This is a genomic window from Streptomyces chilikensis (genome assembly GCF_001642695.1).
Taxonomy (GTDB): domain Bacteria; phylum Actinomycetota; class Actinomycetes; order Streptomycetales; family Streptomycetaceae; genus Streptomyces; species Streptomyces chilikensis.
This window is the reverse complement of the sequence record NZ_LWCC02000005.1, coordinates 4,141,924-4,153,217: the sequence shown is the minus strand read 5'-3', so window position 1 is coordinate 4,153,217 and position 11,294 is coordinate 4,141,924. Positions and strand designations below refer to the sequence as shown.

The 11,294-nt window shown below is 75.5% G+C and carries 12 protein-coding genes; 2 read left to right on the top strand and 10 right to left on the bottom strand.

All coding sequences use genetic code 11. The annotated features are described in order from the left end of the window. Positions 1-64 precede the first annotated feature (64 nt). The 8 genes from A2U95_RS18595 to A2U95_RS18560 form a co-directional block, all read right to left on the bottom strand. The gene (locus tag A2U95_RS18595; RefSeq protein WP_166023967.1) at positions 65-826 is read right to left on the bottom strand and encodes an SDR family oxidoreductase; all 762 of its coding nucleotides are present in this window, start codon (positions 824-826) and stop codon (positions 65-67) included. Positions 827-866: 40 nt separating this feature from the next. Beyond that, positions 867-1,628 (bottom strand): 3-oxoacyl-ACP reductase FabG, encoded by a 762-nt coding sequence (gene fabG, locus A2U95_RS18590; RefSeq protein ID WP_166023965.1) that lies wholly within the window; start codon positions 1,626-1,628, stop codon positions 867-869. Positions 1,629-1,831: 203 nt separating this feature from the next. Beyond that, positions 1,832-2,245 carry a DUF3037 domain-containing protein gene (locus tag A2U95_RS18585; RefSeq protein WP_166025368.1) on the bottom strand — a complete coding sequence of 138 codons (414 nt, stop codon included), beginning with the start codon at positions 2,243-2,245 and terminating at the stop codon, positions 1,832-1,834. A 53-nt stretch (positions 2,246-2,298) separates the two neighbouring features. Then, positions 2,299-3,054, bottom strand: coding sequence for a HipA family kinase (locus A2U95_RS18580; RefSeq protein ID WP_166023963.1), 756 nt, complete (start codon positions 3,052-3,054; stop codon positions 2,299-2,301). Positions 3,055-3,144: 90 nt separating this feature from the next. Next, complete coding sequence (locus A2U95_RS18575; protein WP_166023961.1) at positions 3,145-4,899, bottom strand: sensor histidine kinase; 1,755 nt, start codon at positions 4,897-4,899, stop codon at positions 3,145-3,147. Positions 4,900-4,909: 10 nt separating this feature from the next. Beyond that, the gene (locus A2U95_RS18570; protein ID WP_166023959.1) at positions 4,910-5,602 is read right to left on the bottom strand and encodes a response regulator; all 693 of its coding nucleotides are present in this window, start codon (positions 5,600-5,602) and stop codon (positions 4,910-4,912) included. Between the two features lie 185 nt (positions 5,603-5,787). Then, positions 5,788-6,252, bottom strand: a complete 465-nt coding sequence (locus A2U95_RS18565; RefSeq protein ID WP_166023957.1) for a pyridoxamine 5'-phosphate oxidase family protein — start codon at positions 6,250-6,252, stop codon at positions 5,788-5,790. Positions 6,253-6,456: 204 nt separating this feature from the next. Next, positions 6,457-7,356 carry a universal stress protein gene (locus tag A2U95_RS18560; RefSeq protein ID WP_166023956.1) on the bottom strand — a complete coding sequence of 300 codons (900 nt, stop codon included), beginning with the start codon at positions 7,354-7,356 and terminating at the stop codon, positions 6,457-6,459. A gap of 248 nt (positions 7,357-7,604) precedes the next feature. On the opposite strand from A2U95_RS18560, the gene A2U95_RS18555 reads away from it, so the two are divergent. Beyond that, positions 7,605-8,072, top strand: coding sequence for a pyridoxamine 5'-phosphate oxidase family protein (locus tag A2U95_RS18555; protein ID WP_166023954.1), 468 nt, complete (start codon positions 7,605-7,607; stop codon positions 8,070-8,072). A gap of 39 nt (positions 8,073-8,111) precedes the next feature. On the opposite strand, the gene A2U95_RS18550 is transcribed toward A2U95_RS18555, so the two are convergent. Beyond that, complete coding sequence (locus A2U95_RS18550; RefSeq protein ID WP_166023952.1) at positions 8,112-9,044, bottom strand: LysR family transcriptional regulator; 933 nt, start codon at positions 9,042-9,044, stop codon at positions 8,112-8,114. Between the two features lie 45 nt (positions 9,045-9,089). Next, entirely contained in the window at positions 9,090-10,421 is a 1,332-nt protein-coding gene (locus A2U95_RS18545; protein ID WP_206282906.1) for an aminotransferase class I/II-fold pyridoxal phosphate-dependent enzyme, read from the bottom strand. Between the two features lie 23 nt (positions 10,422-10,444). On the opposite strand from A2U95_RS18545, the gene A2U95_RS18540 reads away from it, so the two are divergent. Next, entirely contained in the window at positions 10,445-11,131 is a 687-nt protein-coding gene (locus A2U95_RS18540; RefSeq protein ID WP_166023950.1) for a pyridoxamine 5'-phosphate oxidase family protein, read from the top strand. The last annotated feature ends 163 nt before the right edge of the window (positions 11,132-11,294 follow it).

The following is an 11,294-nucleotide window of genomic DNA, read 5'->3' as shown; positions in this document are numbered from 1 at the left end:
CGCGGGCCCGGTGACGGCGGTCTCCCGCCGGTCCACCGGGCCCGCGCCCCTCTTCCGGTGCCGGTCAGGCGACACCGGCGTTCAGGAAGAGACCGCCCTCGATCACCAGGTTCTGCCCGGTGATCCAGCCGGAGGCGTCCGAGGTGAGGAACGCGGCCGCGCCCCCGATGTCCTCCGGCACGCCGAGGCGGCCGAGCGGGTAGCCGGCGGCCACCTCGGCCTCGCGGTTCTCGTACAGCGCCTCGGCGAACTTGGTCTTGATCACGCCGGGCGAGATCGAGTTGACCCGGACCCGCGGCGAGAACTCGTGCGCCAGCTGCAGGGTCAGGTTGATCATCGCGGCCTTGCTGATGCCGTAGGGGCCGATGAACGGCGAGGCCTGGACGCCGGCGACCGAGGCGATGTTGACGATGGTGCCGCCGTTGTCCCGCTGCCAGGCGGCCCAGGTCTTCTGGGCGAAGCCGAGCGCGGAGATCACGTTGGTCTCGAAGACCTTGCGCGCGACGTTCAGGTCGACGTCGGCGATGGGCCCGAAGACGGGGTTGGTGCCGGCGTTGTTGACGAGGTGGTCGATCCGGCCGAACGCCTCCATGGTCGCGGCGACGACGGCGTCCTGGTGGCCCAGGTCGTGGGCCTTGCCGGCGACGCCGATGGCGCGGTCGGCGCCCAGGCGCTCGACGGCCTCCTTCAGCGCCTCCTCGTTGCGTCCGGTGATGCAGACGCGGTCGCCGCGGGCGACGAACGCCTCGGCGATGCCGAAGCCGATGCCCCGGCTGGCGCCGGTGATGACGGCGACCTTGCCGGAGAGCTCGGGCAGTTCGGTCATGTGGGGTTACCTCCGTGTCCCGGTACCGTGCGGTCCGGTGTCAGTTGAGCGGGCCGCCGGCCACGTACATGACCTGGCCGGAGACGAAGCCGGCCTGCTCGCCCGTGAAGAAGGCGACGGCGTTGGCGATGTCCTCGGGGACGCCGACCCGCTGGACCGGGATCATCGAGGCGGCGCCCTTCTTGAACTCCTCGAAGTCCATGCCCACGCGCTCGGCGGTGGCCTTGGTCATCTCGGTGGCGATGAAGCCGGGGGCGACGGCGTTGGCCGTGATGCCGAACTTGCCGAGCTCCTTGGCGAGGGTCTTGGTGAAGCCCTGCAGACCGGCCTTGGCGGCGGAGTAGTTGGCCTGGCCGCGGTTGCCCAGCGCCGACGACGAGGACAGGTTGACGATGCGGCCGAACTTGGCGTCCACCATGTGCTTCTGGCAGGCGCGGGCCATCAGGAAGGCACCCTTGAGGTGGACGTTCATGACGGTGTCCCAGTCCAGGGCGCTCATCTTGAACAGCAGGTTGTCGCGGAGCACGCCCGCGTTGTTGACCAGGATGGTGGGCGCGCCGAGCTCCTCGGCGATCCGGGCGACGGCGGCCTCCACCTGCGCCTCGTCGGAGACGTCGCAGCCGACGCCGATCGCCTTGCCGCCGGCCGCGGTGATCTGCTCGACGACGTCCTTGCAGTTGGCCTCGTCCAGGTCGATGACCGCGACGGCGCGGCCCTCGGCGGCCAGCCGGACGGCGGTGGCGGCGCCGATGCCGCGCGCGCCGCCGGTGACTACCGCGACTCGCTGCTCAGTGGTGGACATGGGTGCTTCTCCTCGCCCTCGGAAAGCCTGGTTCGCCTTCGGTGGTCCTGCGGTGCGGCCTCGGTCCGAACGATACGCCCCGCACATGAGCGACCGCTTAGTACCCTCGGCAGGACGTGACGCTAGAAGGCCGGGCACCCGCTGTCAACGGGCCACCGCGCGATGTGATCCACCTGACCGGTCCGGGTGACCGCGAGGGGCGCCTACCGGACGAGGAGCTCCAGCAGCCGGTCGGCCTCGGCCGCCGGATCGGCCGTCAGACCGGTGTGCACGGGGCCGGGCTGGAGCACGGTGGACCGGGGCGCGACCAGCCACCGGAACCGCTTCCCGGCGTCGTCCGCGGCGGCCGGCCCGGCCGCCTCGCCGCCCGCGCAGACGGTCTCCACCGCGCGCAGCGCGGCCCGCACGGCGGCCACGTCGGCCCGCGGGTCGAGGGCGAGCAGCCGGGCCTCGTCCAGATGGGTCCGGGCGGCGACGAACCGCTCGCCGCGGCAGTAGAGCAGCACGCCGACGTTGACGCACTCGCCCCGCTCCACCCGCGGCACCGCCCGCAGCAGCGCGTACTCGTAGACCTGCCGGTCGCGGGCGCGGCGGTCGACGACGTTGCGGGTGAACACCTGCCGGTCGGCGTCGTGCCGTTCGTGCCGTTCGTGTCGTTCGGCGTACCGGCTCACTTCAGTCCCTCGATGCGTTCGTGGACGGCGGCGGCGCGCGCCAGCAGCGGGCGGGCGTAGGCGCGGCGGAGCGCGTCGGGCGAGTCGAACCCGGGTTCGTCGGCCAGCCAGGCGTCGGGGATCTCCGCCGTGACCTCGGCCAGGAGTTCCGCGGTCACCAGCGGCGCCAGCGCGGCGGCGGCCGCGGCGACGTCCGGGGAGAAGCCGGCGAGCACGTGGTCGGCGGCGTCGTAGGGGCGCGCCGCCGAGGCCTCGGCACCGGGCCAGTTGTGGTGCCAGATCATGGTGGCGCCGTTGTCGATCAGCCAGAGCGCGCCCCGGTGCACGAGCAGGTTGGGGTTGCGCCAGGACCGGTCCACGTTGTTGACCAGGGCGTCGAACCAGACGATCCGCCCGGCCTCCTCGGGGGTGACGTCGAACGCCGTCGGGTCGAAGCCGACGGCGCCGCTGAGGAACTCCATGCCGAGGTTGAGCCCGCCGCTGCCGCGCAGCAGGTCCTGGACCTCGCGGTCCGGCTCGCCGAGTCCGAGCGCCGGATCGAGGTCCACGGCGACCAGGCGGGGCATCCGCAGGCCGAGCCGCCGGGCCAGTTCCCCGCACACCACCTCGGCGGTGAGCGTCTTGCGGCCCTGGCCGGCCCCGCGGAACTTGAGGACGTAGAGGCCGAGGTCGTCCGCCTCGACCAGCCCGGGCATGGACCCGCCCTCACGCAACGGCGTGACGAAGCGGGAGGCTGCGACTTCGCTGAGCATCCGCCCAGGCTATACGGTGCCGTCCTTCATGATCGGCGGGGTGTGCGGGGGCCGTCCCCCGTGACCGGCGGCGCGGCGCCGGCGGAGCCGTCAGCCCGCGCCGTCGTCGTCGCCGCCGTCGCCGTCGAGCGGTACGCACCACTCCAGGCGGGTTCCGCCGTCCTCGGGGGTGCCCAGCTCCATGGTCCCGCCGAGCTGTCCGGCCCGTTCGGCCATGTTGCGCACCCCGCTGCGGCGGCCCCCGGGGGACATGCCGACGCCGTCGTCGGTGACGGTGAGCCGCACGGCCCGCCGGTCGGTCTCCAGCGAGACGTCGGCCCGGCTCGCGCGGGCGTGCCGGGCGACGTTGGTCAGTGCCTCGGAGAGCACGGCCACCACGTGGTCGGCGATCCGGGGGGACACATGGGTATCGGCCAGGCCCTGCATCCGCACGGCGGGCGCGAACCCGAGCACCGGGGCGGCCCGGCCGGCCACCCGCACGACCCGTGCCCGCAGTCCGGACGGGGTTCCGCCGGTGTGGGGGCGCAGGCCGAGGACGGTGGACCGGATGATCCTGATGGTCTCGTCCAGGTCGTCCACCGCGCGCACCACCCGGTCCGCGGCCCGCGGGTGCTCGATGAACCGGCCGGCGCTCTGCAGCGTCATCCCGGTGGCGAACAGCCGCTGGATCGCCAGGTCGTGCAGGTCGCGGGCGATGCGGTCACGGTCCTGCAGCACGGCCACCCGCTCGGCGTCGTGGCGGCGGTCGGCCAGCTCCATGGCGATCGCGGCCTGCGCGGCGAACGCCCGCAGGGGCTCCGTCTCCTTCTCCGTGTAGACCGGATCCCCGGCCTCGCGCACCAGCATCACCACGCCCCGGACGCCGGTGTCGCCGGTGCCTATGGGGAGGGCGACGGCCGGACCGAGTCCGGTGACCCGCGCCGCGGAGGTCGCGAGCCGCTCGTCGTGGGCGACGTCCTCGCTGGTGACCGGTGCGGCGGAGGAGAACGCGGTGCCGAGCAGGCCGCTGCCGGGTCTGGTCTCGGCGCCGTGGAACCGCTCCGGGTCGGCGCCGGTGGCCAGTTCGACGCGGAGGGTCTCGCCCCCGTCGACCGGGACGGCGACCAGGGCGCGGGCGGCGCCGGTGATCTCGCGGGCCCGGTCGGCCACCAGCCGGAGCACCTCGGTGCGGCCGGTGCCGGACATCAGGCTGTGGGTGACCTCGGCGTTGGCGCGCAGCCACCGCTCGCGCAGCCGGGACTCCTCGTAGAGGCGGGCGTTGTCGATCGCCACCCCCGCCGCGACGGCCAGCGTGGACAGCACCGCCTCGTCGTCCTCCTCGAACCGGGCTCCGCCCCGCTTCTCCGTCAGGTACAGGTTGCCGAAGACCTGGTCGCGCACCCGGATCGGAACGCCCAGGAAGCTGTCCATCGGCGGGTGGTGCGCGGGCAGGCCGAAGGAGGAGGCGTGGTCGGAGAGCCTGGTGAGCCGCAGGGGCCGCGGGTCGCGGATCAGTTCGCCCAGGATGCCGTGGCCCTCGGGGTGCGCGCCGATCCGCGAGGTCCCGTCCTCGCCCACTCCGACGGTGTGGAAGGCGGACAGGCGCCGCCCGTCCGGACCGATCACGCCGAGCGCCGCGTACCGCGCGTCGACCAGCACCGCCGCGGCCTCCACGATGCCGCGGAGCGCCTGCTGGAGGTCGAGCTCCCTGCCGACCGCGAGCACCGCGTCGAGGAGGCTGTGCACCCGGTCCCTGGTGCCCCGGGCGAGGTCGAGCCGTGCCTGGACCTCCCGCAGCAGCTCGTCGAGCTGGAGCTGGGGCAGCCGCGTCCGCGGCTGCTGGTGCGATGCGTCGGAGCTGCCCACCGTCGGCCTTTCAGTGTCGTTCGCGGCCCTGCCGGTCCTGGACCTGGCTGGCGATGACCGCCGCCTGGATGCGGCGTTCGACGCCGAGCTTGGCCAGCAGCCGCGAGATGTGGTTCTTCACGGTCTTCTCCGCGAGGTGGAGCCGCTGCCCGATCTGCCGGTTGGTCAGGCCCTCGCCGACCAGGGCGAGGATCTCCCTCTCCCGCTCGGTCAGGCCGGGCAGCGGCTCGGGCTCGGGCTCCGGGTCGGCCCCGGCCCTCAGCCGGGCCATCAGCTTCGCGGTGGCGCTGGGGTCCAGCAGCGACTTGCCCTGGGCGACCAGCCGCACGGCGGAGATCAGGTCGGAGCCCTGGATCTGCTTGAGCACGTAGCCGGAGGCCCCGGCCATGATGGAGTCCAGCAGGGCCTCCTCGTCGTCGAACGAGGTCAGCATCAGGCAGGCCAGGTCCGGCATCCGCGACCGCAGCTCCCGGCAGACGGACACGCCGTCGCCGTCCGGCAGGCGCACGTCGAGCACGGCGACCTGCGGGCGCAGCGCCGGCACGCGCACCAGGGCCTGCTCGACGGTTCCCGCCTCACCCACCACGGTGATGTCCGGCTCGTCGTCCAGCAGGTCGCGCACGCCCCGCCGCACCACTTCGTGATCGTCCAGCAGGAAGACCCTGACGGGGCCCTCCGCACCGGTCCGCCCGGTGTCCGCCATCGTTCTCCTTCTCGCAGGTCCGCCGCGCCGCCGACGGCGCCGCCCGACCGGTCCGGCCCGTGCCGGAGATCGTCTCCGGCCCGGGCCGGGGGGCGACAGGGCCGGACGGCCCCGGGACCCCGGCCGGTGGGCCCCCGGCCTCCAGGGTCGCCCATCGGGCGGGGGCCGAGGGAGGGGGATCCGTCTCAGGAGCCGAGGCCGGCCGTGCGCGGGGCGCGGTCGCCGGCCGCCTCCCGGCCGCCGGTCACCTCCCGGCCGGTGACCAGCTCGGGCAGGATCCGGACGAAGACCTCCTGCCGCGCGGGCACGGGTACCCAGGAGCGGGGTCCCGCGTCCAGCAGGCGCCGGTGCTCCGCGGGGTCGGTCACCACCTCGGCGGTGCCGGTGACGACCACGCTCCAGCCCGACCCCGCCGTCCGGTCGACCTCGTCCGCCTCGAACGCGACGACGGTCCCGGCGACGGCCCTGGCCAGTTCGGAGGCCGCCGAGGTGCGCAGCACCACCGCGCCGTCGTGGTCCAGGCAGAAGTTCACCGGAAGCACCGCGGGCAGCGCCTGCCGGGTGTGCACGATCCGGCCGATGGCGGCGGTCGCCAGCAGGCGCAGGCTCTCCCGGCGGTCGAGCTCGCGGAATCCGTCGTTGCGGTACATGTCCGTTCCGTCTTTCGCCCGGTGCGGGAATTCAGGGGGGTGTGCGTCGATCCTCACGGCCCGCACGCCGCCCCGCGAGGGCCTTCCGGCCGTCTCCGGCGGGCCACCCGGCCCGGCCGGTGCGGGCCGTCGGTCCCTCGCCGGCCGGGCCGGCCGTCCCCTGCGGGACGGGACCTGCGGGACGGGACCGGCCCTCCGGCGGCGTCAGGCGTGGGCGACGACCGCGACGGGCACGGTGGCGTGGTGCATCACCGCGTGGGTGACCGGCCCGATGTGGATGCCGAGCGGGGCGCGCCGTTCCCGGCGTCCGACGACGACGAGGGAGGCCTCCGCCGCCGCGTCCAGCAAGTGGTCGGCGGCGCCGCCGGTGCGCGAGATCTCGACCACCTCCACCGAGGGGTGCTTCTCCCGCCACGGCGCCAGCTTCTCGGTCAGCAGCGCGGCCATCTCCCGCACGTACAGGTCGTACAGGTCCGCCGAGGCGACCACCGCGTGGACCGTGTACGGCGGCAGCATCCAGCTCTGCACCACGTGCAGGGGGGCGCCACGGCGGGCCGCCTCCTCGAAGGCGAACGCGATGACGGCGTCGTTCGGCTCGTCGGTGTCGACGCCCAGGACGACGGGGCGGAAGGCGGGGGCCGTTCCGTTCCCGGCCGCCGGCAGGTGCTCGTCCGCGGCCTTCTCCCCCGCCCGCACCAGGACCACCGGTGTGCGGGCGGCGGCGACCACGGCCTGTCCGACCGAGCCGACCAGGAACCCGCCCAGCCTGCCCAGCCCGCGTGAGCCGAGCACCAGCAGTTCGGCCCCGGCCGCCGCCCCGGGCAGGACCTCGGCCGGCCGGCCGGCGATCAGTTCCCGGGTCAGCTCCAGGCCGGGGTGGCGCGCGGCAATCTCCTCCGCGACCGAGCGCAGGACCTTGCCGCTCCAGTGCTCGATGGTCGTCGGGTCGGAGGCGGTGGCGGCGGCCAGGCGGTCGGGCAGCGGCTCCCACACCTGGACGAGCTTCAGCGGCAGCGCGCGCAGTTCCGCCTCGCGGGCGGCCCAGCCGGCGGCGGCACGGCTCGCCGGGGAACCGTCGATCGCGGCGATGATGGTGCGGGTCATGGCTCTGTCTCCTGGGTCGGCGTCTGACGTCAGCCTGCCGCGGAGGGGAGTCCGGGCGCGTGGGCCTCAGGACCTCCGGGGCGGGCCGACCGGCCCCATCGGCGAGGGCCGGTCGGCGGGCCGCCCTCCGGGGCGGGGGCCGCCCGGCGCCGGAGGGACCTCCCCCCTGCCCCTTGTCCCCGGCCGGGGCCGGGGTGAGAGTGTGCTGGTCGGCGGCGTGCCGGCGAGGAACCCAGGGAAGGCAGCACATGGCGGCGGAGCAGCGGCGGGGCCGGAAGATCATGATGACCGCGGAGGAACTGGACGCGTTCCTCTCGACCGGGCGCACCTGCCGTGCGGCCACCGTCTCACCGGACGGAGCCCCGCACGTCAGTGCCCTCTGGTTCGTCTGGGACGGCTTCTCGCTCTGGCTCTACTCCCTGACGCGCAGCCGCCGTTGGGCCGACCTGCGCAAGGACCCCCGGGTGGCCGTGGTGGTCGATTCCGGTGAGGAGTACGGGGAGCTGCGCGGCGCGGAGCTGTCCGGCACCGCCGAGTTCGTCGGCGAGATTCCCCGCACCGGTGAGCCGTGCCCCGAACTCGAGCCGGTGGAGACCCTGTTCGCCCGCAAGTACTTCGGCCTGGAGGCGCTGCCCCACGACCACCGGCACGCCTGGATCCGCCTCACGCCGGAGACCGTGGTCTCCTGGGACTTCCGCAAGATCCCGCGGGGCTGACCGGCCGGGGGCGGGCGCGCTCGGGGCCCGTCCTGCGGATCAGGCGCGTGGGCCGCGGGACGGACCCCGGCCCCCTCCGGCCCCGCCCCGCGCGCGCAGGGCCCCGACCACCGCGCCGATCGCCGGCCGCCGGTCCGCGTCCTGCCGCCACACCGCGTAGACGTGGCGGGACACCCGTGGCCGCAGCGGCACCGTCACCACCCCGTGCGGGACCGGTTCCCGTCCCAGCGCGGGCACCACGCACACGCCCAGACCGGCCGCCACCAGGGCGAGCTGGGTGTGCGTCTCCGGGGCCCGGTGGGCGAGCTCCGGCTCGACCCCCCGGGCCCGCAGCGTGGCCAGCAGCCACTCGTGGCAGAACTCCCCCGCGCCCCAGGTGATCCACTCCTCCCCGCCCAGGTCGGCGAGGTCGATCTCCGCCTCCCCCGCCAGCCGGTGCCCGGCCGGGAGCGCCGCCTCGGCGGGGTCGTCGAGGAGGGGGGCGGTCCGCAGACCCTCCGGGACGGCCAGCGGACGGTCGTGCCAGTCGAGGACCACGGCGAGGTCGTGGTCCCCGCGCGCCACGCCCGGCACGGCCGCCGCCGGGTCGACCTCCCAGGACCGCACCCGCAGCGCCGGGTGCTCCGCCCGCAGTGCCGCGAGCGCCCCGGGCAGCAGGCCCCGGGCGGCGGTCGGGAAGGCCGCCACCCGCAGCTCGCCCGCCACGGCCCCGCGCCGCGCCTCCAGGTCCGCCCGCGCGCGTTCCGCCTGCGCCAGGATCCGCGCCGCGTGCCCGGCCAGCAGCAGGCCCGCGTCGGTGAGCCGCACCCCGCGGCCGTGCCGGGCGAGCAGCCGCTCGCCGGCCTCCCGCTCCAGCTTGGCCAGCTGCTGCGAGACCGCCGAGGTGGTCACGTGCAGCGCCTCGGCGGCACCCCCCACGGACCCGTGCCGCGCCAGCGCGTCCAGGACCCGCAGGCGTTCCAGGTTCATCATGACGGCGATGCTACGAGGGCCCCGGCCGCACCCCGCGGGCCCCGGTCAGACGTGCCGCCGCGCCGGGCCGCCCCTCAGCGCCCGGGCCGTCGTCTCCGCGAGTTCCGCCATGTCGCCCTCGGCGAGCGTCGAGACCGTCACCCGGATCGCCGGGCCGCTGTCCCTCCGGAACCGCGCCCCCGGCGCCACCGCCCACCCCGCCTGGAGCAGCGCCGCGACCGCCCCGGTCTCGTCGGACACCGGAATCCACACGTTCACCCCGCTGCGCCCGTGCGCCGGTACGCCGCGCCGCCCGAGTTCCGCGATCAGCGCCCGGCGCCGCCGCCCGTAGGACTCCGCGACGGCGGCCCGGTCGACGGCCCCGCCGGTCCACAGTTCCACCACCGCCCGTTGCGTCACCCGGCTCACCCACCCCGGCCCCAGCCGCTGCCGGCCGCGGACCCGGTCGACGGTGACCGCGTCCCCGGTGAGCACCGCGAGGCGCAGGTCGGGCCCGTACGCCTTGGCCACCGAGCGGACGAACGCCCACGAGCGGGTGGCCCCGGCCAGCGGGTGCAGCGGCAGGTCGACCATGCCGTACCCGTGGTCGTCCTCGATCAGCAGGGTCCCGGGGTGCCGGCCCAGCACCTCCCGCAGCTCCCCGGCCCGGCCGGCGCCCACCGCCGCTCCGGTGGGGTTCTGCGCCCGGGCGGTCACCACCAGGGCGCGGGCCCCGCCCTCCAGCGCCCGCCGCACGGCGTCCGGCAGCGGCCCCTCGTCGTCCACCCCGACGGGCACGGCCCGCAGCCCGAGCGCCGGGAGCAGGTCGAACACGCTCCCCCACCCGGGGTCCTCCACCGCGACCGCGTCCCCGGGACGGAGGTGGGCGCCCAGCACCCGCTCCATGGCGTCGAGCGACCCGGAGGTGACGGTGAGCGGGCCGTCGGGCACCCCTTCCGCGTCGAGGTCCGCGCGGGCGATCCGCGCCAGGTCGGGGTCGAGGGGGTCGTCCCCGTAGAGCACCGGCGCCCCGTCCGCCCGCGCGGCGGCGGCCGCGAAGGCGGACGCCAGCGGCGGCAGCAGCGCCGTGTCCGGGTTGCCCCTGGAGACGTCGCGCACCCCCGCCGGCACCTGGACCAGGATCTCGGCGCGTCCGGTGGTGGCGGGCCGCGGCCGCACCCTGCTGCCCTTGCGCCCCGCCGTCTCGATCACCCCGCGCTCGCGCAGGATCCGGTACGCGGACGCCACGGTGTTCGGATTCACCCCCAGCGTCCGCGCCAGCTCCCGCATGGGCGGCAGCTGCCGACCCGGTTCGAGTCTCCCGGCGCCCACCGCGCGCTCCACGTCGGAGGCGATCTCCATGGCGCGACGACCTGTGATCCGATATTCTCCTAGCACAAACAATATTATGCACTAGTGCAATGGAGAACGCCATGCAGGGGGCCCAGTACACGCCTACCGAGCGCACCGTCCCGACCCGCTCGGCTCAGCGCGCCTCGTACGACAAGGACGTGGTGCACTCGATCCTCGACGAGGGCTGGGTCTGCCACCTGGGCTTCGTCCGCGACGGCGCTCCAATCGTGCTGCCCACCATCTACGCGCGGGTCGGCGAACGCCTCTACCTCCACGGCTCCACCGGCTCGCGTCCGATGCGGATGGCGGGCGCGACGGACGGCGAGGAGCCGGGCACGCGGGTCTGCGTGACGGTCACCCACGTCGACGGCGTGGTGCTGGCCCGCTCGGCGTTCCACCACTCGGTCAACTACCGCTCGGTCGTGGTGCTCGGCACGGCGTACCAGGTCACCGACCCCGAGGAGCGGAGCGCGGCGCTGGACGCCCTGGTCGACCACGTGGTCCCGGGCCGTTCGCGGGAGTGCCGTCCGGCCGACCGGAAGGAACTGGCCGCCACCGCGGTGGTGCGGCTGGACCTCACCGAGGTCTCCGCCAAGATCCGCACCGGCGGCGTCAACGACGAGCCCGAGGACCTGGCGCTCCCCCACTGGGCCGGCGTCCTCCCCCTGCGCAAGGGCTACGAGGCCCCGCTCCCGGACGCCCTGCTCGCCCCCGGCACGGAGGTTCCGCCGCACATTGCGGCCGTTCTCGGCTGACGGCGTCCGGCGGGGCGGGCGCGGTGCCCGCGTCCTCCCCGCCGGACGCGCGGGACCGTGCTCCGTTGCCCGCGTCCCCCGCCGCACGCGGGAGGCCGCGCGCGGGCGACGCGGGCACGGGCGGGTGCGCGCGGGCGGGCGCCTCCCGCGTCGGCGGCTCACC